The following is a 23,494-nucleotide window of genomic DNA, read 5'->3' as shown; positions in this document are numbered from 1 at the left end:
GAAAGGCTATCGTTATCTGATGAACAGTTCTCTTACGCTGTACCGACCCGCCATTGCCGACCATCTCGCTCTAGTAGTGCATCGGCTTGCGTCGGCCCCCAGGTGCCAGCAGTGTAATTAGGAAAGTTTTGCGGCGATGTTGCTGCCCAGACATCGAGAATGGGTGACACAATACGCCAGCCTAGCTCGACGTTGTCCGATCGCTGAAATAAAGTAGCGTCACCGATCATGCAGTCATAGAGCAGCGTTTCATACCCCGTACTAGGAGTTGTGCCAAAGTAGTCGGCGTAGCAAAAATCCATCTTCACCGCTCCTATCTGCATCGTTGGTCCAGGAATCTTAGCTCCAAGCTGAAAGCTAATGCCCTCATCCGGTTGAATGCGAAGTACCAGAAAATTGGGCGTCAAATGATCGATCGAGGTATCCCGAAACAGAAGGGAGGGCACTTGCTTGAATTGGACTACAACCTCAGTGACTCGTGCGGATAAGCATTTTCCAGTTCGTAAATAAAACGGCACCCCAGCCCAGCGCCAATTATCAATGGTGAGCTTTAAGGCAGCGTAGGTTTCAGTGGTCGAGTCGGGAGCAACCCGTGGTTCCGATCGATAGGCAGGTACCGTCTTTCCATTCACTGTGCCTTCGCCGTATTGCCCCTGTACTGTCTGGGTTTGCACCATCTCGGCCGTAAAGGGCTGAACGGACTTCAACAATTTTGACTTCTCATCGCGTACAGCATCGGCATCAAATGAGACAGGAGGTTCCATCGTTATCATGGTCAATAATTGAAACAGATGGTTTTGCATCATGTCTCGTACTGCCCCCGTCCCTTCGTAGAAGTTACCTCTACCCTCTACGCCAACTGTCTCCGCCACCGTAATTTGCACATGGTCGATATGTTCCCGATTCCAAATCGGTTCAAATAGTCCATTACCAAAACGAAATACCAGGATATTCTGAACGGTTTCTTTACCCAGGTAATGATCGATGCGGTAGATCTGGCTTTCCTTCAGCACGTGACTGATGTTTTGATTTAAGCTGCGGGCAGACTCCAGATCATGTCCAAATGGTTTTTCAATGATGACGCGCCGCCAGTGCCCGTTATCCTCCTGCACTAACCCGGCTGCACCCAGTTGGGCAATGATGTCACAGAAGAAGTTAGAAGAGGTTGCCAGGTAAAATAGGTAGTTTCCTTGAGTGCCACAATCCTGGTCTACCTGAGTCAGCAAATTGTGCAGCTGCTGGTACATCTTCGCATCTTGAAACTCACCAGAAAGATAGTACAGTCGCTGCTCAAACTGCTGCCAAAGCTGATCATCGACGGCAACCGTTGCGAATTCGTGAATGTCCCGATTGAGTTTGCTGCGGAAGTCATCCTGGCTGATGGGAGTGTGAGCCACCCCCACGATCGCAAACTCCTGTGGCAGTAAATTACTACGCTTCAGGTTGTAGAGTGCAGGTAACAATAAGCGCTTGGTTAAATCTCCAGCAGCGCCAAAGATGACGATCGTGCAAGGTCCAGCTGAATGAGCCAAAGGTTCAACTGCGGCATGAGAGGCAATGGCAACCGTCATGATGAAATCTCCGCATGTTCTTCAATGTGTCCGCCGAACTGATAGCGCATGGCAGAAAGCAACTTAGTTGCAAATTCATCCTCACCTCTAGAGCTAAAGCGCTGATAGACAGCAGCACTCAGCACGGGCGCGGGAGCACCTTCATCGATCGCTGCTGTAATCGTCCAGCGTCCTTCTCCAGAATCAGATATTCGACCAGCAAAGGTAGAGAGATGGGGATCTTGAAGCAGGGCGATCGCAGTTAAATCCAGCAGCCAAGAAGCAATGACGCTACCGCGCCGCCAGACCTCAGCAACGTCTGGCAAATTGAAGTCGTATTGGTAGTGTTCTGGATTACGGAGCGGTGTTGATTCAGCACTGGCAGCCCGCTGCTGTTTACCTACATTCGCGTGATGCAAAATATTGAGTCCCTCGGCGTAGGCTGCCATGATTCCGTATTCGATGCCGTTATGCACCATCTTGACGAAATGACCCGCACCACTGGAACCACAGTGCAAATAGCCTTGCTCAGCCGTACCACTTACTTTTTCTCGACTGGGGGTGCGATCAATGGTTCCAACTCCGGGTGCCAAAGTTTTGAGAATGGGATCAAGATGTTGTACAGCCGTTTCCGGTCCCCCAATCATCATGCAATAGCCACGTTCTAGCCCCCACACTCCGCCGCTGGTTCCAATGTCAACGTAATGAATTCCCTTGGATTCAAGCGCATTTGCCCGGCGAATATCATCAATGTAATAAGAATTGCCACCATCAATCAGAATGTCGCCTGCTTCTAGCTTCTGAGCTAATTCCATCACTATGTCTTCAGTGGGATCTCCGGCGGGCACCATCAGCCAGATCGCACGAGGTTTATCGAGCTTTTGGACAAGATCATCCAGGGTGTAAGCTCCGATCGCCCCTTCCGATGCGAGTTGTTTCACCTTATTGGGTGAGCGGTTGAACACAACACATTCATGATTATTTCGTAGCAAGCGGCGGACAATATTAGCGCCCATGCGCCCCAGACCAATGACACCAAGTTGCATTGTTGTTCTCCAATGTGAGGATAATTTTGTGGAGTACAGGTTGTTTAGAAGTAAGGCAATTGGTTAGTGGTGACAGCGTTCTGTCATCCTGACCAATTGCCTGATTGATGCAGAATGACTTACAGAATTTGCTCGATTACTGTTTGCAGTGTAGATAGCCCTGCTTGCACATCCTTGCTGAGATGAATTCGCAGTGCCCGGCGATCGCGGTCTACTAAAACTTGAAAATCTCCCCGTGCTTGAGCAGCTTTCACCACACCAAAGGTATATTTCTGCTGAGGAACTGGAATATCCGTTGCATCATCACAGGTGATTTGGAGAAACACACCGCTATTCGGTCCACCTTTGTATGCCTGTCCGGTGGAGTGCAAGAAGCGAGGACCAAACCCTAAGCAGGTTGCCACTTTCTTCGCATCTCGAATGGTTTCTCGGATTATTTTCAATTGTATTTGATGGGCATCGTTGCGATCGATGTATGCCAGGAGTGCACAATAATCTCCTTGGTGTAGCCGATTTAGGTGAGCACGCAGGTAGCCACCTAACGATTGATCAGTTCCTGCTGCCTTAAACAGCGCAGCCGCATTTTTGGAATCTGTAAATAATTGAATGCCTGCTTCAATCACGATCGGTGTTTCCGATGGAAGTGTGCCAGATTTTTCATACTCTGTCGTTAACTGATGAGTCACAATTTTGCTGGCTTCCACATCCGGTTGATTAAAGGCATTGATACCCATGATGGAACCTGCCACGGCTGTTGCAATCTCCCACCGGAAGAACTCTTGACCAATTTGATAGGGAGCGGCAATGGAAATACGAACAACAGGTTGTCCTGCTTGCTCTAACGCTGTAACTGCTGCATCTTGAGCTGAGTCAGCCGCAGACTCTAAGCGAATGTAAGCAAAGATGCGGTCATTTCCATACACGGCTGGAGTCCCCAACGGTTCTTGATCGACCGGGATCAATCCCTTCCCATCTTTACCTGTAGATTCTGCCAGCAGTTGCTCTAGCCAGGCACCTAAATCTGCAATTCCTGGTGACATAATCAGCGTTACTTTATCTCGTCCCTGGTTTGCCAGCACGCCCAGAATATTGCCTAACACAACGCCAGGATTCTCCTTGGCTGGAACGGATGGCGCACAAGAATGTACCATCACTTCAGCCGTATCCAGGAACTTAGCCACATCCACACCCATTGCTGCCGCAGGCACCATGCCGAAGTTTGATAGAGCAGAGTAGCGACCGCCAATACTTGATACACCAAAGAAGAGATGGCGGAAGTCATCGCCTTCGGCAATGTGTTGCAGTTTAGAACCCGGATCAGTCACAGCAATGAAACGGTTGCCTGCGGACTCTGCACCCAGAAGTTTCTGCACCTGATCAAAGAAATACTGCTTAAAGATATTGGGCTCTAACGTACCGCCAGACTTGCTCGACACAATGAATAAGGTTTGAGTGAGGTCAATTTGACGTTCGATCGCCTTGATTTGAGCTGGATCAGTGGAATCAAGCACCAGCAGTTCTGGAAAGCCTTGTTTGTTACCAAAGGTCAGCTTCATCACCTCTGGGCAGAGCGACGAGCCACCCATCCCCAGTAGCAATACATGAGTAAACTCCAGGTCTTGAACATCTTGCGCTAGTTGCTTCAGGTGGTCAATGTGCGCCAGTTGGTCTTCGGTAATGCCGAGCCAGCCCAACCACTTGTTTTCATCCGTACCTGTCCACAGCGTTGCATCCCGCGCCCATAGACGACGAATCTTACCGTTCTGCTGCCAATCGTCTAGAGACGCTTGCACAGCTTTGTTCAAAGGTTCGGGCAGTTTATAGGTGAGCGAGTTAAGCTTGTTGCCCAGAATCGCGGTTCGTTTTTCTTCGACAGCACTCAACAATTGGTCAAAGGCATTCCTGAAAAGTTGTAAACCTTCTGCCAATAACTGATCTGTCACCTGTTGTAAAGAGATTCCCGCTTGCTGTAGGTTTGCTAGAGTCGATCGAGCCTCATCCAGACTTTCAGTCAAACTAGACCTCGGCTGCCCATGAGCGCGGAAGACAGATAGCGTGGCTGGCGGAACTGTATTTACCGTGTCAGAGCCAATCAATTCTTCGACATACCGCACATCGCTGTATTGGGGATTCTTTGTTCCTGTACTTGCCCACAACAATCGCTGGGTTTGTGCCCCTTGACTGGATAACTTCTGCCAGCGGCTCGATTGATAAATGGTTTGATAACGCTGATAAGCGAGTTTAGCATTGGCGATCGCCACGTTGCCCAGTAACCCTTTGAGCACATCACGCTGCGCTGCATCGGTAACAGTTTTGAGTTGGGCCGTGATCAGGTTATCAATAGCGTTATCAATTCGGCTAACAAAGAAGCTAGCGACGCTGGCAATGCGACCGATGTCTCCACCTTTTGCGGCCAGTAGCTCTAAACCAGTAATGAAGGCATTGGCAACCTGCTCATAAACATCCTGAGCAAACAGCAGCGTCACATTCACATTAATGCCTTCACTAATGAGTTGTTGAATGGCGGGAATTCCAGCCGAGGTCGCAGGCACTTTAATCATCACATTGGGACGATCCACTGCCTGCCATAGTCGGCGGGCTTCAGAAATGGTTTGCTGTATATCATCTGCCAAATAGGGGGAAACTTCTAGACTAATGTAACCATCACGCCACTTGGTTTGCTCATAAATCGGTTTCAAGAGGTCTGCCGTTGCTTGAATATCGGCAATGGCGAAGGTTTCATAGAGCGACATGGCATCTCGATCATGGCTTTGTTCAATGGTTGACAAAGCGCTGTCATAATCGGTGCTACCTGCGATCGCTTTTTCAAAAATTGAAGGATTTGAGGTCACACCCCGTAATCCATCGTTGTCAATCAAACGTTGGAGTTCACCACTGCTAATTAAACTGCGACGAATGTAGTCCAACCAAACCGACTGTCCGTAGGATTGTAACGCTTGTAGAGAATTCTTTGTTTTTGATGCTGGTGCAGTAACCATCAGTTCACGTCCTTAGTTGAGTTGACTGAATTACTCAATTGAAATTTTTTACTAGTCAGCGCTTTAAAGGCGCTGGGATAAGTGCTTTCGTCATGGAGACCCCCTAAATCCCCGCGCTAACGCGCCGCTGCGCTAGAAGGGGGACTTTAGAGGCTCCTTCTTAAAGAGGGTTGGGGAGGATCGAATGGCTTTAAAGCATGCCTTAGCTGATTTAAATCTCTGGATGAGCCGTAATTTTCTAAATCCTTTCTAAACGCTCAATTTGTTGTTGATGAGAGCCGATTGGCTGTTGCTCACATGACTTTCGACTCCAACGCTTGAAGTAGAAGCAGCCAATCAGTAAACAACCCCAAAATACTCAGCTGGCTCACAGCATTGGTTAAGCTGCACTGGCTCTGTTGTTGAGTATCAGATGGATCGTTTTGTAAGGTGCAAGGGAGTTCATGTGAGAAAGCTTTTGTTTGGAGTGTTGCTGAATCAAATCGTTAGTTGAGCTTTTGCGGCTGCGATCACTTTATCGGGAGTAAACCCAAACTTACGCTGTAATTCTTTGAGCGGTGCTGAAGCCCCAAATGTGTGCATACCAATGCGAGCACCTCTCGAACCCACATACTCACCCCAGCCAAAGGTTGATGCTTGCTCCACACAAACACGGGCGGTAATTGAGGGTGGAATCACACTATCGCGGTAGTCCTGATTTTGCTGCTCAAACAGCTCCCATGAAGGCATACTCACCACTCGCGCCTTAATTCCTTCGGTCTTAAGCTGTTCATACGCTGCAATGCAGAGTGAAACTTCGCTTCCGGTTGCTAGCAGTAATACATCGGGTTTGCCGTTCTCCGCATCTGCCAGAACATAAGCCCCTTTAGCCAAACCGGATGCCGCCGCATACTGGGTACGATCGAGCGTCGGTAATGCCTGTCGAGACAACACCAGCACCACAGGTTGATGCTGCAATTGCATAATTACTCGCCAAGCTTCTACGACTTCATTCGCGTCGGCAGGTCGTAGAGTAATCAATCCCGGAATTGCTCGCAGTGATGCCAACTGTTCAACAGGTTGATGGGTGGGACCATCTTCGCCAACCCCGATCGAGTCATGCGTGAAGATGTAGATGACCGGAATTTCCATCAGCGCACTGAGGCGAATGGAGGGACGACAGTAATCACTGAAAATAAAGAATCCAGAGCCATAGGCACGGACTTTACTCAATGAAAGTCCGTTGAGGATTGCTGCCATTGCATGTTCGCGGATGCCAAAGTGGAAGTTACGCCCACTGCGATCGTCTGCACTAAAATCACCCGCGCCCTCAAAGGTGAGCCGTGTTTTCGTTGAGGGAGCCAGATCGGCAGCACCACCAATTAACCAGGGGATCTGCTGAGCGATCGCATTCAGCACGCTGGCAGAGGCATCCCGTCCCCCTAGCCCTTTGACATCAGCAGGAAACGTTGGCAGTGTGGTTTCCCAATCATCAGGAAGTTGGCGATGCTGCATCTTATAGAGTTGGTCTGCCAGATCTGGATATTTGGCACTGTACTCATCAAAGGTTTGCATCCACTTCTGGCGCAGACGATGTCCTCGTTGCCCCAAGTGCTTTTGAAAGTGCGCTTGTACGCCCTCCGGCACCAAAAACTTAGCATCTTCAGACCAGCCGTAATTGCGTTTCGTTAACCGAATTTCCTCTTCCCCTAGCGGGTCCCCGTGAGCTGCACTGGTATCATGTCTATGTGGCGCACCATAGCCAATGTGGCTATCGACAATGATTAGCGTGGGGCGATCGTGTGTTTCCTGAAAGGTTTGAAATGCTCGCTCCAGCATCTCTAAATCATTAGCATCACTGACGCGAATGAGGTTCCACCCGTAAGCTAGAAAACGAGTGCCTATATCATCACTAAAGGTGAGATGGGTATTCCCCTCGATCGTGATGTGGTTGTTATCATAAATCCAGCAGAGATTGGAGAGCCCTAAATGCCCAGCTAGAGAAGCGGCTTCGTTGGAAATACCCTCCATCATGCAGCCATCGCCACACAGGGCGTAGACGTTGTAGTTAAATAACTCAAAATCAGGACGATTAAAGTGTTGTGCCATCCATTGTCTGGCGATCGCCATTCCTACACTTGTCGCCACACCCTGTCCCAATGGTCCTGTAGTCGTTTCAATGCCAGAAGTCCAGCGATATTCAGGATGTCCAGGGCATTTGCTATCCAGTTGGCGGAAGTGCTTAATATCATCGAGCGTAACGGAGGGTTCACCTAATTGTTCGTACTTTGCATTAACAGCTTTAACACCCGTCAAATACAACAACGAATACAGCAGCATTGAAGCATGACCGTTCGATAAAACAAAGCGATCGCGATTTGCCCAGATCGGATCATCGGGATCGAACCGTAAAAATCGCTGCCACAAACAGTAAGCAACGGGAGCTAATGCCATTGGTGTACCTGGATGCCCAGAGTTTGCCTGCTGCACCGCGTCCATCGATAAGGTTCGAATCGTGTTAACGCATAGCTCATCGAGTTGTGTTTGATTTGAAGCTTGAGTTTGGGCAATCACTGCTTGCTCTCCTTTTTAAGGATTTATAGAAAGAATTAGCGATGTCAACAAAACGCCTTTAAGCGTTAATTTTTAACTTGTGCTAATGCTTTTGGAAAATGAAAGATTTTACTGGCTAAATACGCTGCTCATTATTTACATTGAAGTTATCCAAGAGCAGCAACTCATTGCAGTGTGCAATACGATCCAATTTCTAACCAGCCAAGATTGCTCAGTTATAGATAATTTAAGACGAATGAAACTGACTTAAGAGCTTTAGGGCTTACGCAATTGGCACAGCGATCGCGCTCAGGTAAGAGCAGTTGAGCACAAAGTAGAGAGAGGACCGCACATTGGCAAATTTTGGCTGTGAGCAAGTGAGCTCGCAAAAAAAGAGCTACACCTGGTAAATTTGGGTAGGATTACCAACTTTTACCCTGTAGGGTGACTCTATGCTCAAACTCCAGCATCTTCCTTCAACGGTGCTGCTTCACACAAGTATGCTTGTATCTAGTTAGGTTAACCTGTTATCTGCCAACAGGTTAACCTAACTAGATTGCTAAGAAACTGACCCGTTGAGGGCAGGTAAATCAAGAGCACCACAGACAGAAGCCTAGACATTACTTGCCGATCAAATTCTTTGATGTTGAAGATGTCGTCTGTTCGTGCGATTTTTGGGGCTTGGCTTTTACGACTTTGCGAAGATAATAACCCTACTTGATTTCGGCAGGATCAAATTCGGTGACTCGTCCTGGTCGGGCTGCCAAAAATACGTCGTAGGTGGCGCAATAAGCAATAGTGACATCGTCAGCTTTGTTATAGAGATGGACGACTGTGCCAGCCCCTCCTGGTTGGAGCGCAATGGGTGTCAAATCGCCAAAAAATAGACGGCGAATCGTGTCTCCACTGCCTAATTCATCTCTTACCTTTCGTAGCAGAGCAAGTTTCTTCTCAATGGTTGAGGGCGTTGGATTTGCTGGGTCAGCTGATAAATGCATGGCTATAATTCTCCGGTGGTTTTTACAGTGATACTCGTTGGCGTTCTAGTCTAGAAGAAAATCGATTCTTGACAGCATTAAGCACTGCCATAGACTGGAACTGCTGCCCCTCGAACATCTTGAGCCGCTTCAGATGCTAAGAAACAAATCACTTGAGCTAAAGATTCAGGTTTAACCCAGTTGTGCGCGTTCTCTGCTCCCAATGCTCCTCGATTGGTAGGGGTATCAATAATGCTGGGTAGAACCACATTGGCTGTAATGTTGGTTCCTTTGGTTTCCTCAGCGATCGCCTTAGTCAGGGCAACCACTCCAGCTTTGGAAGCACTATAAGCTGCGAGTTGTCCGCCTGGTTCTACAGCCCCCCGGGAGCCAACCGTGACAATCCGTCCATACCCGTTCTCTAACATACGTCGTAGACTATGCTTGCAGAGTAAAAAGGTTGTGTTGAGATTTAACCCGAAGTCCCGTTGCCAATCAGCAAAAGGATACTCATGGGTTTTACCGATCGCAAAACCCCCAACCAAATGGATCAACACATCGACTCGCGGCATATTATCTACTAGCTGTTGAACAGCTTGCTCATCTTGCAGATCAGCAGGAGTAAATTGGAGTCTGTCTTGAGTAGTGGGGGAGATAGCATCTTTGATCCGCCCTATTTCTTTCGCTTTGCGATAAGGCACTGTGACGAGCGCACCTTGTGCTAATACAACAGGAGTGACACCTAACCCCAACCCACCAGTGCCTCCTGTCAGTAACACATACTTGTCTTTCATTATTACTCCATAAATTACATTCTCATTCTTCAACTTTGATTAAAGTTAGAACAGCCAAGTTTTACAAGTTAAGAAGCAAATTAAGTGAGAAAGTGTTTGTAAAAGGTTGTTAGGCAGAACGAATTCAGACCATAAAGTGAGTGGTACCTAAGGAATTCAAGCTCTTGGGAACGAAATCATGAGCCAACCCTACTATGACAGCAACCTCAGGGAGGAGGAATGGCAACGCATCACCCCCTTATTACCATCCCAAAAACCCGTCGGCAAACTCCGAGAAGTCAGCTTGCGTGAGGTGTTGAACGCCATCTTCTATCGGCCCACGAGATGCGCAACGAGCTTCAGATGGTAAAGCTGGAATATGGGAGCCTAAAGGAGTTCTGGCAGAGCTGGGTCGTAGAAAATGACATCGTTCGCCTTTGGGTTGAGGCAAGTCACGATGTCAGAGATAATCAGCACTACTGTAGTTGGAATTGAATTGACCACGAATGAGCAAGCCAATCCAGTGACTCCCAGTTGGCTAGGAGAAGTCCTGTTAATCGGCGGATACTGGAGGACAACGGGGTTATTGGAGCGCCTACAGACTCAACTCAGAGTCCATCGAGGGCGGATGGGACAGTATGAAGTGTGTGATTTTGTCTTGTTGCTGCTGGCTTATGCGGTCCGTGGTCTGGGCACCTTGGAAGAATTCTTTGAGCAGCTCAAACGTGTCAAATCAATCGTCATGTCCGTGTGGCAATGGCAGCACTGTCCGGTGGCCTCCACATTAAGCCGATTTCTAAGGGATATTGATCCGAGCGCCTTGGAACAACTGCGAACCTTGTTTGAGGCGAACCTCTTAGAGCATGGCTTCAGCTCCAGCCAGCAGGGTGGCTTGATAGATCGCGCTGGCAACCATTTCTATGTGTTCGATATCGATGGCACTCATCAAGCGGCACGGCAACGTTCTCTGGCCAGTACCTCGTCCTATCCAAATGCTCGTCGTCACAGCCAAAGTGCGACCGCTAAAGGATATCTTGGTCGGAGTCGAGGTAGAGGCGACGCGCACTCGCAGTTCAGTCGCTCAAGCCCACACCAGTGAATGGCTGGGCACCTTTGGTGCACCTGGCAACGGCACAGCCGGAGCGGATTTGCAACGCGCCTGTGGCATCATTGGACACTATCTCCAACATCACCAGTTGCCGGGTCAGGCTGCGATTGTCCGGTTGGATGGTTACTATGGTACTCCTGGGTTCGTCAATCAAATTCAACAGCATCAATTAGGCTATCTCCTCCGCTGCCGCGATTACCAGCTTCTGAGGCATCAAGCCATTCAAACTCGTCTTCAGGAAACACCCGCCCAGCAATGGTCACACCCAGAGTGCCATCAAGTGCGGGAGGTGTTTGATTTAGGATTTGTGGAGGATACTTGGGCAGGCTATAGCCTTCCAGTGTGCTTGATCGTCATGCGTACCCCCTCCCTATCGGAGCGAAAGCATCGTGTGGGAAAACTCATGGGAGACTTTGTCTATGAACTGTTTATCACCTCTCATTCTCCAGTCGGCCTCAGCGGATGTGACATCCTGAGTCTTTATGACGGTCGCGGTGGATTTGAAAAGCTATTGAGCGATGAAGATGTCGAGCAAGAGTGTGACCAATGGTGCAGCTGGCAACCCAACGGGCAGGAGTTCTGGCAAGTATTGAGCCAGTGGGTGTGGGACTGGCGATTGTGGGCAGGCTTGGCTGACCAACCTCAAGCCGTGCGACAAATTATATGGGTTCCGGCTGTGACTGAGCCACTCGATTCGGATACCACTGCTACTGCTCTAGATGAAGCGTTGGTGCTCTCTCAGGTACAGGCTCCTTGCCCAAGTGCAGATGCGGCTGACTACGGTCCGATGCAAGTGGCAGGAGCGTGGGCTAGGAGTCGAGGTAAATTTGCGGGTGCTGATTTCACGCTCCTTGATGAGCGCACCTTGCAATGTCCTGCTGGCAACGCTATGTGTCGACGAGAAGTCCGCCAGAGCCAATTGGGAGACCTACTGATTTTATTTGGCATCAACCCTCGCACTTGCCAGCGAGTATCGCTGAAATCGCAGTGTTTAGCCGATGGGTCCAAAGGCAGTGGAGGGCGACGAATTACAGTGATTCGTCGAAAATTGTCTAATGGTCCAATGAAGGCACAACCAGTGGCTTCGTTGGACCATTAGAGGGGAATGTCACACCCCACCTCTCAACCTCCCTTGCCTGTGCTGTCGCTAGACTTCCCCAGGACTCGACTGCGGCGCGATCTGATCTATCAATTGCGCCACCATCAGATCAAGATTGAAGCTACCAACGCCCATCTGGCAATGACATCAAAATCCTCCTTCCTCACCCGGGCTCAACGAGCGCACCGTCGATTAACTTGGGTAGAACGTTGGGACAGAGATGCAGCGACTCATGCGGTCAGCCACTGGCCAGTGAGTCTGTTTGGCATTTCCTCAAACGTGCTGGATTAGCTGAAGGGCTTGAAACCTAGCCCTGTCTTTACAATCTGAAGCTCGTTGCGCATCTCTTGGGATAACAATTAGGCGGAGCGAGATTTACGCATAATCAAATTGAGGCAGAAGATTTTGGGAGGCTTCCGCTCCATCAAGGGCGCTCAGATGTTTTATCGCATTCGAGGCTATCTTTCTACCCTCAGAAAGCAAGGCATTGATGTGCTAGATGCGCTGAAACAAGTGTTTGCTGGAAACCCTCTTTTCCCTGTTCTTCAACCTGAGTAGTTACTTAGTCGTTATTAATTGCTCCTTTCTTACATATTGGGACAGGTTGGCATATCATCCCCAACGAGTAGCCTAGCGAGACTGGGCAATGCTTCACCGTAGGTTGGGTGAATGTGAACCGATTGTTCGAGTACCTGCCACGTTGCTTTCGCTTCCATGAGTGACAAAAAGACATGCACGAGTTCAGCCGCTTCGTATCCAACTAGTGTTGCTCCTAAAATCAGATTTGTGTCGGTGTCGATGACCATGCGATAGAAACCCAGATCGTGCCCCCACTCAATGCTGCGAGCGATGTGAGCCATTGGCAGGGTGACTTCACGGGCAGCAATGCCTTGTTTCTGAGCCTGCTCTAACGTCATCCCCACTCGACCCACTTGCGGCTCTGTGTAGATGGCATAGCCTAGTACCCGATCGCTGCGTGTCCGGTGTTCGCCACATAGAATGGCTTTCAAGCGACGATAGTCTTCCCATGACACATGGGTAAAAGCAGGTTGTTTGGCAACGTCTCCGATCGCATAAATGCCAGGGCAAGTTGTCTGAAACTGATCGTCGATTTTGATAAAACCTTGTTCATCTAGTTCAACACCTGTCACCGCAGAATTTAATGCCCTAGTATTCGGGTTGCGCCCGATCGCAATTAGCAATGCTTCCCCATCGAGCACTTCACCATTACTCAGCACTAGGGTAAACACACCGTTGGTATAAGCGACCTGCTTAACGGTCACATTGAAATGCAGTCCGATTCCATCTTGCCTAAATGCATCCAAAAGCATAGCACTGACATCAGATTCTTCTTGAGCTAGCAGGCGATCGCCCCGCACAATTAATTCGGTTTGGCTGCCTAAACGTGCCATTCCCTGTCCTAACTCCAAGGCAATGTAGCCACCGCCGACTACAAGCAACCGAGGCGGAATCTGCTCCAAATCAAAGAAATTTCGGTTGGTGAGATAAGGCGTTCCAGCTAAACCAGGAATGTCAGGAATACTAGAGGATGTTCCTGTATTGATGACGATGATCGGAGCCTGCACCGTCACACCTCCTCCGCTGACCGTCCGCTCTCCAGTGAAAGTGGCTTCAGCACAGACGACTCGAACCCCTGGACTTTCTAGCCGTCGTTTAGTGCCCTGGTTAAACTGGCTGCGAATGCCACGTACCCGCTCCATCACGACAGAAAAATCGACTTCAACCTGTGCGTGTATGCCTAGCTTTGCAGCTTGTCGAGCGCGACCTGCAGCATGGGCAGCGGCTAAAAAGGCTTTAGAAGGCGTGCAACCATAGTTAATGCAACTGCCACCCAACGCATCGCGTTCAAATAGAACGACGTTCTTGCCTGCTTTGGCAAAGTCAGCCGCGAGTGGAACTCCGCCCTGACCGCTGCCAATCACAATCACATCTGCTGTTTCCATAGTTACCTCTGTTGATAGCGGGTCATTACAGTTTGTCGGGTGAATCAATTGGTTTTAACCTAACGCAGTGACTTGAACGCTGCGCGGATCTCCTCAGAGAAGAGCTGCGGTTCCTCCCAAGCCGCGAAGTGGCCGCCCTTGTTGGCCTCATGGAAGTAGATCAGGTTGCGATAGGCGCGCCGAGCCCATGTCTCTGGAGCCCGATATATCTCCCCCGGAAATACCGTGATGGCCACCGGGAGGGAAATCTCCGCGGTCTTCTGTGCGATCGCGTTCAAGAGGCTGGCCTTGTTCTCCCAGTACAACCGAGCTGACGAGACTGCGCTGTTTGTCAGCCAGTACATCGTGATGTCGTCCAGCACCTCGTCTTTCGTCGGGGACTTTTCAGAATCGCTGCTGCTTGTCCACTGCGCGAAGCCTGGATGCCCGAGCAGCCACGCCGCAAGTCCGATCGGCGAGTCCGTTATGCCATACCCGATCGTCTGCGGACGCGTGCCCATGATCACAGCGTAGGCTCGTTCCTTCTTATTGAAGGTGTCGAGTGAGTCGAACGCTGCCCGTTCCTTCTCGGAGAGTCCTGCTGGCGCTGGTCCGCCACTGGCGAGCACCGCTGCCACGTCGGGCGGAATCGTCGCTGGCAAGTTGAGGTGGATGCCGAGTAATCCTGGCGGTGCCTGACGTGCCATCGCGATAGAGATGGGGGAGCCCCAGTCGCCGCCCTGGGCAACGTAACGGGTGTAGCCGAGGCGCTGCATCAGTTCCGCCCAGGCTTGTGCGATGTGGTCGGGGTCCCAGCCGGTGCCCGTCGGTTTGCCAGAGAAGCCATAGCCAGGAATTGATGGGATGACCAAGTCGAAGGCGTCTTCTGGGCGTCCTCCGTAGGATGTTGGGTCGGTCAGCGGGCCGATGATCTTTAGCTGTTCAATGACCGATCCGGGCCATCCGTGCGTGACAAGCAACGGCAAAGCGTTCGGATTTTTGGAGCGGACGTGGATAAAGTGAATGTCTAGGCCGTCGATATTCGTGACGAACTGCGGTAGGGCATTCAACTTTGCCTCGGCTTTCCGCCAGTCGTACTCCGTTCCCCAGTAGCGCACCAGCTCTTTCATTGTTGTCAGTTGCACGCCCTGCGACTGGTCGGCGACAGTCTCCTTGTCAGGCCAGCGGGTCGTCGCGATGCGTCGGCGGAGATCGTCGATCGCCTCCTGCTGAATGTGGACGCGAAAGGGGCGGATGGTGTTGTCTTGAGTTGCGATCGCCTCGGACACAACGTGGGTTTGTGTGCGAGTCTGAGCGGATTGGTGTGCCAGCACGAGAACGGGCAGTGCTAGCAGCACCATCGCTGCAAAGAGCATGACGAGAAGTCGCAAGAGCAGGACAAACGTACTTGTGGTGCGGGTTTTAGTTTTGTAGCGTCCTTCTTTCAATTTGGTCATGCGTTTTCTCTTTGCTGCAAATGGTTCGTTCCGTAGCTCAGGCTAAACCCGATCAGTAACCGTTAACTTCGACGACAGCTTTGGCAAACTCCTGTGGCGCTTCTTGTGGCAAGTTGTGCCCAATGCCGCCTTTGATAGTGCAGTGTGAATATTTGCCCGAGAATTTCTTGGCATAGGAACTCGGATCTGGATGTGGTGCGCCGTTGGCATCACTCTCCAGCGTGATGGTAGGTACGGTGATCATGGGGAATGTGGCGAGTCGCTTCTCAAACTCGTCATACTTCGACTCACCTTCGGCTAGCCCAAGCCGCCAGCGGTAGTTGTGGATGACGATGTCAACGTGATCTGGGTTGTTGAAGGACGTGGCGCTGCGATCGAACGTCGCGTCATCAAAGTTCCATTTTGGTGAGGCAAGCCGCCAGATGAGCTTGTTGAAATCGTGTCGATATTGTTCGTAGCCGAGCTTGCCTCGTTCCGTTGCAAAATAGAATTGGTACCACCATTGGAGTTCGGCCTGCGGTGGCAGCGGCATCTTATTGGCTTTAAGGCTGCCGATCAAATAACCGCTCACGGAGACAAGCGCTTTGCAGCGTTCGGGCCAGAGTGCCGCAATGATGTTGGCGGTGCGCGCGCCCCAATCATAACCAGCGATGACTGCCTTCTCGATCTTGAGCACATCCATTAACGCGATGATATCGACCGCGAGCGCCGACTGCTGTCCATTGCGGGGTGTCTCGCTTGAAAGAAATCGGGTCGTGCCATAGCCCCGCAAATACGGGACGATCACCCGGTACCCCGCCGACGCCAACAAAGGAGCGACATCGACATAGCTGTGGATGTCGTAAGGCCATCCATGCAGGAGGATGACTGGACGACCATTCGCGGGACCCGCTTCAGCGTATCCGACATTCAAGACACCAGCATCGATCTGCTTTAGTGAGCCGAATGATGTGTTTGTTCCGGACTTCATCATGGACAGAGCAGCTGGTTGTGTTTTGTTGGATTGGGCGATCGCAGAACCGAATCGGACTAACTGTGTAGTCGCAATGGCCATAGCCGCAATGCCCAAAAAGCGGCGTCGTTGATGGTTGATCTTATCGGATATTGATTCCATCTCTAATCTTGTTCGCCGATCGATTGGGCATAGGTTTTGCCGTACGGATAGAAGAGTTCCTTGCGGTCCTGCTGCCATGCCGCTTTCAGTTCAGGTGTGGTGATGTCCCAGTCCGGTCGGCATTTCTTGAGAACAGCGCGCAGGTCCTGACGCAGCTCTTCCAGAGTGGGTCGCCCGAAGAACCAGTAGCCCATGTAGATCTTGTAAATAACCAGACCCGGTTCCAAGACAATCGTGTAGGGGATCATAGGATTGTGGAGTGGGTCTGTGTATTCGGCGATATCGAGGTCTTTTTGGATTTTGCGTCCCGCATCGGAGAGGAAAGGCCAGTGGGCACCGACGCCGCTGCGATATTCATTTGTCTCGGTGATGTTGTCGGTGCTAATCGTGACCAGCCGACAATAGCCGACCTCGATCTCACGATGAAGTTGAACCAGCCCTTCAGCCTGCCGACGGTCTTTGGGGCAGTACCCTCCGCGGCTGAGGACGAGAACCATCGGATGTTGTCCTTGCAGCTCGGAGATCTTCCGACGTTTCGCGGTGTGGTCGGGCAGTTCGTAGTCGGGGAAGACAGCCCCTGGAACAATATCAGAGCGCATTCGAAAACTCCTTTCTGGTTGGAATTGATAACCTTAGTAAGAGGAACCGACAGAGCCCCTCAAGCCGCGACTTGACTCCGCGTGAATTCAGCAGCGTACAATTTCACGAAGTCGTACATACTCGTCGGCGTCTTGCCAGTGAGCTTGAATAGGTCGTCCGTCATGCGGTCGTACCGCCCCTGCGCGTGAAGTTCGGCCATCACCGCGAGGTGGTTAAGGAGGTGCGTTGGCACCCCAAACTCACGCAGCGTATCGGTCCATCCGGAGAGCGGCACGTTACGATAGCGGATCGTTCGACCCAGTGCCTCGGAGAACGTGCGCGCATAATGGTTCAGATCAGCCGACTCAAATCCGGTCAGATTGTAAACCTGACCAATGTGCGAGGTAGGGGCGTCTAGGATCACGGAAACGGCGTGCGCCACATCCACTGCCGAGATCGGCGAGGTTTTGCTGTTCCCCAGCGGCAGCGCCAGTTCGTCGTTGTCCCGGACGCCAGCAGCGGCGAGACGTAGGAAGAAACTCTCGAGGAAGACCGTCGGACGCACTGTTACGACTGGTAACCCCGACCACGTCAATGCCTGTTCTGCAAGCCAGTGCAGCTTGTGCTGTGGGCTGTCAGTGGTCTCGGTAATGCTCATCTGCGTCACGGTCATCTGCGACATGTTTACGAAAGCCTCAACGCCGTGGTGCTTCGCCACCGCAGCAGTGTTGACCGTGGCTTCGAGATACGCTGCCGAGACCGACATGCCGAAATAGATGCGCTTAACACCTTCGATCGCCCGGTGCATCGAGGCAAGATCGGTCAGATCGCCCTGCACAACCTCAGCCCCTAGCTGGCGCAGACTTTCAGCGCGTTCATCCTCCCGCCGAACCAAGGCGCGCACCTTATGCCCTTTAGCGAGCAACATTGCAGTGAGGTTGCGACCGATCGCACCGATATCGCCTGCCGCTCCCGTTATGAGGATTAGGCTGTCATGTGTGGATTTCATCGTCATTTCATTGACCTTGTGTTCACTTTCTTGTCGCTCGTCGCGAAAACATATCTGTTTGCGTGATCAACCGAACGTGAACGCGAAAGCCTCTACCCCAGAATCCAGAAACTCGATCTCGAACTGGCGATCGCGGATGGGCTTTGGCTGTCGGATTAGTTGGTACAACCGCTGTTTAGTAACTATGCCTTCGCCTTGCTCATCAACATCAAGTCCATAAGCCGCGACTGCTGGTTGTCCGTCTGTGAGCACGCGAAACCGCACGGATGTTCCTGGCGCAGTTGGTCCCATAACGAGATGCAGGTCGCGGGCGTGGAAGCGGTACGCAATCCGCCCGCCGGACTGGTTCAGTACAATGCCTTGTCTGCCGATTGTCCAATCGCCGGAAAGTGCCCATTGATTAAGTTTCAATTGCACAGGGGCAGTATATAAATGAGGCTTGTTTAACTCCGCGTGACCGGGAGAGGTAAAATTCTCCGTTCTTTCGTAGCCAAGGTAGTTTTCAGGGGATTTCAGGCTGTTCCAATCGGCGGCAGCTTCAAAACCGCGAGCATCGACTTTGACCATTTCCTGACCGACACGGCCAGTTCCAGATTCAGACAGGAGCTGTTGAATGACCTGTTCCGATCGCTCGTATTCTCCCTCGCCGAAGTGATGATGACGAATGCGTCCTTGCGTATCTATAAAATAAAGGGCTGGCCAATAATGGTTCTCGAACGCGCGCCACACGGCATAATCGTTGTCCACGGCGATCGGATAGTCAATTCTGATCTCCCTCAACGCTCGGCGGACATTATTGATATCCTTCTCGAATTCAAACTCTGGTGTATGTACACCAATCACTACTAGTCCCTGATCTTGATACTTCTCGGCCCAAGCGCGAACATAAGGGAGTTGGCGCAGCCAATTGATGCAGGTATATGTGCAGAAGTTGATCAGCACGACTTTTCCACGCAGTTCGTCAACTGTTAAGGGCTGCGAATTGAGCCACGCGATCGCGCCGACAAGCGAAGGCAGTTCGCCTTCAATCGGTAACTCAGCCGTTGCCGACGTAGCGTGCTGTGCGGTGCAGCCAAGCATGCCAAGCGGAGCGGCAGCAATAGTTTTAAGCATGGTTGTTAAAAAGTAGCGGCGATTATGATTAATTTTTTTAGACATGCACTGACCTCCCTGTCGTTGCATACGGATAGGTCCAGTGGAATTAGAGAACCTCGACGGTTCTCTTCTCTCTGATATGGGGTTCAACGCAGCGATCGGAACCCCGCCCTGAGTTCCTGAGCAAAGATCATTGGCTGCTCCCAGGCTGCAAAGTGGCCACCTTTGTCGAGCTGGTTGTAATAAATGAGATTGGGATAAGCCTGCTCGGTCCAGGTTCGTGGGGCCTGATATGCCTCGCCGGGAAAGACACTCACCGCCGCTGGAATGGAGACACCCTTGGCGTTCCAAAAGCCACCCTTATATTCCCAATAGAGACGAGACGCGGAGACTCCTGTGTTCGTCAGCCAATAGAGCGTAATGTTATCGAGGATCTCGTCTCGGGTTAGTTCGCCTGTGGTGCTTGTGGTTCGGTTCAGAGCCTCGACGACCGCTGCAGCAGGCTGGCCACCAGCATCATCGTGGTCGAGAAGCCAAGCGGCTAGACCGACGGGCGAATCTGCAATGCCGTACAACGTTTGCGGGCGCGATGCCATGTACTTGGCGTAGGCAACTCTTTGCTTCAACGTTCTATCTAGCTGCTCGTAGGCGCGCCTTTCCTCAGCTGACAGACCGGATGGAGGCGGTTCGCCTGCCACGAGCGCCTTGTCGATGTCGGCTGGAACTGTCCCAGGATAGTTGGTGTGGATGGCGAGCAATCCCGCAGGTGCCTGCACACCCATCAGGTCAACAACGAACGCACCCCAGTCACCACCCTGAGCGACGTAGCGGGTGTAGCCCAGCCGCTTCATTAACACATCCCAGGCACTTGCCATGCGCTCGACGCCCCAACCAGTAGTGGTCGGTTTGCCAGAGAAGCCATAGCCAGGCATCGACGGAACTACCACATGGAAAGCGTCTGATGCACTTCCTCCATAGGCTGTGGGATTGATCAGTGGATCGATAATCTTGAGCTGCTCGATGATCGAACCGGGCCATCCGTGCGTGACGATGAGCGGCAACGCGTTTTCGTGTCTCGAACGAGCATGAATGAAATGAATGTCTAGTCCGTCGATCTCGGTGATGAAGTGCGGTAGAGCGTTCAGCTTTGCCTCGACCTTGCGCCAGTTGTAATCTGTCGCCCAATGGCGCGCGAGTTTTTGCATCGTCGCGAGTGGTAAACCCTGTGATAGGTCAGTGACAGTCTCTTTTTCGGGCCATTGCGTTGACGCGATGCGGCGACGAAGGTCGATAAGTGCTGTTTCCGACATGTTGATACGGAAGGGGCGAATTGCGGTTGTGTCGGTAGACTGCGAGGTTCCGGGTTGAGTTGTGGGGGTCTCCTTTGGTTTTGTTGGGCTCGATTGGGCGATCGCAGGACTGAATCGACCGAGCTGTGTAGTCGCAATAGTCATGGCCGCAATGCCCAAAAAGCGGCGGCGTTGATGGTTGATTTCTTTAAACATTGATCTCTAATTAAATTTAACTGAGGTTATGTATTGTCTACCCACATTACTTAGCTCTGATAGTAGGGCGAGTTCTGGGCTTAAGTTCCGTTGCTCACCCCATCGCTCACTTCACCAAGGAAAAGGTCGTCCAGAACTCAACCTGGCAACTGTCATTCTGGCCGCATCACTTGGAAAGAACAGGTAAAATTTCCTCCATGTAACGGTCAGCAGTGGCGGCTGCCTCTTCTGGACTGCTGCCATTCTGACGCGCACTCAGATAGGGCGCATACCAGTCCCACCAGTGATGCTCGCCGTGAGTCTTCTCGTAGTAATCATGGCGCTCTGCCGTCTCGTGGAGAAGGGTTGCCAAGGTGGCAACGTCTGCTTGTGGAGAGTCCCATAAACGACCGGGAAGCCGCGTTGTGATTTCCTGGAGCAGCCAGAGGTTCCCGTCCGGGTCTTCAAACGAGGCAAAGGAGAAGTAGGAACGACCTTCTGGGTCGCGCCCGCTGATGCGCGGGTTCTCCACGGCGTTGTTAAAGGGACCGCCAGCGTAGTGGAAGATCTCGCTCACATTGACACCGCGATCGCTCAAGTCTTTGCGGGCAGCGTCCAAGTCATCCACTGCGAGAACTAGATTTTGTGCCGAGCCAGAATTGGCTGGAGTGACTCCCTGGCCGAAAATGATCGAGGCGTCTGACTGGGGTGGCGTCACATGCACGTTGCGGTAGCCGCCCGCCGCGATGTCGATGTCGAGTCGCCAGCCAAGATTCTCGTAGAATGCCTTCGTGCGCTCCACGTCAGAAACGGTGAATACCACAACTTCGAGTTTCATGTTTGGACGGTTTACTTGATTGCTACTCATCTTGTTCTCCTTTTGGTTAATAAGGTTGTTCAGATTGGTTACATTTCATTCTTCTGCGATCGCCTTTGGCGGGTCAGGCGCTCCGGCCCAATGCAAACCACTGAAGTTGTTTGAGTTAAAACGCGATTTAAATGTCTGTCCTTCTTTCAACATCTTCAACATCCAAGTGAATTTAGCTTTGATGTACCAAAGGGTGGAATTGTACGGTGAAGGCTAATTCTTGTAATAGTGATAAGACTCTTACTCTCAGCAACAACGTAATTGGCGTTCTACTGCAAGCGGTCGCGCAGAGATAGACTTTAGTCTGAACTTTTAACTTAATGATTTGAGCTGTAAAGAAGCGGTTACGGCAAGAAATTCTTGTATCATCTTTTCGATCAGCTCACCTGCTGGGAGAGCTTCGGTTAAGGCTGTTCCCTGCCCTGCCCACATACTGACAAAATCTGGATTTGATTGTTGAGCAGAAGTCTGACGCAAAACCCGCCCGATCGACATCTGCGCCGGGAATGGCAGCACTTTATCCTTGTTGTTTTCCATTTCATGGATAAATCGATTTCGGATAGCTCTGGCGGGCTTGCCGGAAAATACTTCAGTAATCACTGTGTCTTCGTCCTGACACTTGAGGACTGCCTGCCGATAGACTTCTGGGATGTTGTTTTCAGGGCAGGAGAGAAAGGCAGTCCCCATCTGTACCCCGCTTGCCCCCAGTGCAAATGCCGCAACAATTCCACGAGCATCCATGATTCCGCCCGCCGCCACGACCGGAACCGAGACCGCATCAGCTATCTGTGGCACTAACGCAGCTGTTCCAATCAATCCGTGTTCATAAGGTACTGCAAAGGTGCCGCGATGGCCTCCAGCTTCAAAGCCCTGGGCGATGATGATATCGACTCCTGCTTCGACGAGAGCTTTGGCTTCGCGGACGGTGGTCGCGGTTGCCAATACAATTGAGCCGATCGCGTGTATCTTATGAATTGCCTCAATGGGCGCAGGTCCAAAGTGGAAACTAAAGACAGGGACTTTCTCCTCAAGCAGGACAGTAAATTGATCTCTGAATGGTCCTAGTATCGGGATTGGTTCAGGCACAGGTCCGGCGTTTAGTTCGTTGTGCCATTTTGTTAATAGCTCAGACATGGGAGTTTGCTGCTCAGGCATCAGTTGATATGCTTCAACGGCTGGAGCAAACAAATTCACTGCAAAGGGTTGGTCTGTCAGCTCTCGAATTTGCCTGATAATGGAGCGAAGGTTAGCTGGTGGGGTGGCCGCCCCGCCATATGAGCCTAGACCTCCTGCATTAGAAACAGCTGCAACTAACTCAGGTGTAGAAGCGCCAGCCATCGGAGCCTGAATGATTGGATGCGCGATCTTGAGTAGATCTATCAGTTCCGTCTTAGGCCACATAAATACCTCTCACATACCTTACCAGTTGCATAGGAACCTCCAGAAACTTGCTAGAGAGTACGACAATGCCTTGTCATTGATGGACAACGAGATAATTTAGTAGTTTGTAAAGGAGACGGGCTTGCCATCTACTGAAATCAAGCGATCGAGGCGAATTTCAGTTCCATCTTGCAGCTTAAGGAATTCGCTTTTGTTGGCAGTATAGAGGTCGATAATTTTGCCTTCTATACTGGCTGCTTCACCAGGTTCTGTGCGATAGCGGATCGTACAAATCCGATGTAAGGTAGCGAGTGCCTCTAGCTCGTCATAAAAACTACAGCTAACCGCTTGATACAAGTTTGCAGAGGCATCAGAAGAGCCTGTATCGACAATGGTGTGTTGAGTTGAATCTGGGTTCAGTTTCATGGTTGATTCTCGACTGATGATGTAAGTGAGCAGAAAAAATGGCGCATTCTCTTTT

The 23,494-nt window shown here is 51.1% G+C and carries 19 protein-coding genes; 3 read left to right on the top strand and 16 right to left on the bottom strand.

What is annotated here, in order from left to right; genetic code table 11:
* Window positions 1–32: 32 nt before the first annotated feature.
* The 6 genes from zwf to fabG all read right to left on the bottom strand — a co-directional run bounded on the left by zwf (window position 33) and on the right by fabG (window position 9,898).
* Window positions 33–1,571 (bottom strand): glucose-6-phosphate dehydrogenase, encoded by a 1,539-nt coding sequence (zwf, locus tag H6F90_RS11250; protein ID WP_190443439.1) that lies wholly within the window; start codon window positions 1,569–1,571, stop codon window positions 33–35.
* Window positions 1,568–2,635 carry a phosphogluconate dehydrogenase (NAD(+)-dependent, decarboxylating) gene (gene gnd, locus H6F90_RS11245; RefSeq protein ID WP_255524988.1) on the bottom strand — a complete coding sequence of 356 codons (1,068 nt, stop codon included), beginning with the start codon at window positions 2,633–2,635 and terminating at the stop codon, window positions 1,568–1,570. The genes zwf and gnd overlap by 4 nt, the downstream gene beginning before the upstream one ends.
* 80 nt (window positions 2,636–2,715) lie before the next feature.
* Complete coding sequence (locus H6F90_RS11240; RefSeq protein WP_190552561.1) at window positions 2,716–5,595, bottom strand: bifunctional transaldolase/phosoglucose isomerase; 2,880 nt, start codon at window positions 5,593–5,595, stop codon at window positions 2,716–2,718.
* A 477-nt stretch (window positions 5,596–6,072) separates the two neighbouring features.
* Window positions 6,073–8,148: a transketolase gene (gene tkt, locus H6F90_RS11235; RefSeq protein WP_370587996.1), complete on the bottom strand. Its 2,076-nt coding sequence runs from the start codon at window positions 8,146–8,148 to the stop codon at window positions 6,073–6,075.
* A gap of 692 nt (window positions 8,149–8,840) precedes the next feature.
* Window positions 8,841–9,125, bottom strand: coding sequence for a hypothetical protein (locus H6F90_RS11230; protein WP_190552560.1), 285 nt, complete (start codon window positions 9,123–9,125; stop codon window positions 8,841–8,843).
* Between the two features lie 77 nt (window positions 9,126–9,202).
* A complete protein-coding gene (gene fabG / locus H6F90_RS11225) occupies window positions 9,203–9,898 on the bottom strand; it encodes a 3-oxoacyl-ACP reductase FabG (protein ID WP_190552559.1) in 696 nt (231 codons plus the stop codon).
* Window positions 9,899–10,076: 178 nt separating this feature from the next.
* Between fabG and H6F90_RS11220 the strand changes: the two genes are divergently transcribed.
* The 3 genes from H6F90_RS11220 (at window position 10,077) to H6F90_RS11205 (ending at window position 12,375) form a co-directional block, all read left to right on the top strand.
* Window positions 10,077–10,247 carry a transposase gene (locus H6F90_RS11220; protein ID WP_190552558.1) on the top strand — a complete coding sequence of 57 codons (171 nt, stop codon included), beginning with the start codon at window positions 10,077–10,079 and terminating at the stop codon, window positions 10,245–10,247.
* Window positions 10,248–10,812: 565 nt separating this feature from the next.
* Complete coding sequence (locus H6F90_RS11210) at window positions 10,813–12,084, top strand: hypothetical protein (RefSeq protein WP_206756171.1); 1,272 nt, start codon at window positions 10,813–10,815, stop codon at window positions 12,082–12,084.
* Between the two features lie 6 nt (window positions 12,085–12,090).
* Window positions 12,091–12,375: a hypothetical protein gene (locus H6F90_RS11205; RefSeq protein WP_190552555.1), complete on the top strand. Its 285-nt coding sequence runs from the start codon at window positions 12,091–12,093 to the stop codon at window positions 12,373–12,375.
* Window positions 12,376–12,671: 296 nt separating this feature from the next.
* Here H6F90_RS11205 and H6F90_RS11200 read toward each other — a convergent pair whose 3' ends face one another.
* From H6F90_RS11200 to H6F90_RS11155, 10 genes are all read right to left on the bottom strand, one after another.
* A complete protein-coding gene (locus H6F90_RS11200; protein WP_190552554.1) occupies window positions 12,672–14,048 on the bottom strand; it encodes an NAD(P)/FAD-dependent oxidoreductase in 1,377 nt (458 codons plus the stop codon).
* 59 nt (window positions 14,049–14,107) lie between these two features.
* Window positions 14,108–15,484: an epoxide hydrolase family protein gene (locus tag H6F90_RS11195; RefSeq protein WP_199295864.1), complete on the bottom strand. Its 1,377-nt coding sequence runs from the start codon at window positions 15,482–15,484 to the stop codon at window positions 14,108–14,110.
* 52 nt (window positions 15,485–15,536) lie between these two features.
* Window positions 15,537–16,457, bottom strand: coding sequence for an alpha/beta fold hydrolase (locus tag H6F90_RS11190; RefSeq protein WP_199295863.1), 921 nt, complete (start codon window positions 16,455–16,457; stop codon window positions 15,537–15,539).
* A gap of 143 nt (window positions 16,458–16,600) precedes the next feature.
* The gene (locus H6F90_RS11185; protein WP_190552553.1) at window positions 16,601–17,197 is read right to left on the bottom strand and encodes a redoxin domain-containing protein; all 597 of its coding nucleotides are present in this window, start codon (window positions 17,195–17,197) and stop codon (window positions 16,601–16,603) included.
* Window positions 17,198–17,256: 59 nt separating this feature from the next.
* A complete protein-coding gene (locus tag H6F90_RS11180) occupies window positions 17,257–18,186 on the bottom strand; it encodes an SDR family NAD(P)-dependent oxidoreductase (RefSeq protein ID WP_190552600.1) in 930 nt (309 codons plus the stop codon).
* Window positions 18,187–18,252: 66 nt separating this feature from the next.
* On the bottom strand, window positions 18,253–19,344 hold the full coding sequence (locus H6F90_RS11175) for a thioredoxin family protein (RefSeq protein WP_199295861.1): 1,092 nt from the start codon (window positions 19,342–19,344) through the stop codon (window positions 18,253–18,255).
* A gap of 83 nt (window positions 19,345–19,427) precedes the next feature.
* Window positions 19,428–20,735: an epoxide hydrolase family protein gene (locus H6F90_RS11170; protein WP_190552599.1), complete on the bottom strand. Its 1,308-nt coding sequence runs from the start codon at window positions 20,733–20,735 to the stop codon at window positions 19,428–19,430.
* A 217-nt stretch (window positions 20,736–20,952) separates the two neighbouring features.
* On the bottom strand, window positions 20,953–21,603 hold the full coding sequence (locus H6F90_RS11165; RefSeq protein ID WP_242024427.1) for a VOC family protein: 651 nt from the start codon (window positions 21,601–21,603) through the stop codon (window positions 20,953–20,955).
* 342 nt (window positions 21,604–21,945) lie between these two features.
* Window positions 21,946–23,034, bottom strand: a complete 1,089-nt coding sequence (locus H6F90_RS11160) for a nitronate monooxygenase family protein (protein WP_190552550.1) — start codon at window positions 23,032–23,034, stop codon at window positions 21,946–21,948.
* Window positions 23,035–23,130: 96 nt separating this feature from the next.
* A complete protein-coding gene (locus H6F90_RS11155) occupies window positions 23,131–23,439 on the bottom strand; it encodes a Rho-binding antiterminator (protein ID WP_242024423.1) in 309 nt (102 codons plus the stop codon).
* Window positions 23,440–23,494: the final 55 nt, after the last annotated feature.

This window comes from Trichocoleus sp. FACHB-591 (genome assembly GCF_014695845.1).
Classification (GTDB): Bacteria; Cyanobacteriota; Cyanobacteriia; order FACHB-46; family FACHB-46; genus Trichocoleus.
This window is presented reverse-complemented; position numbering and strand designations above follow the sequence as displayed.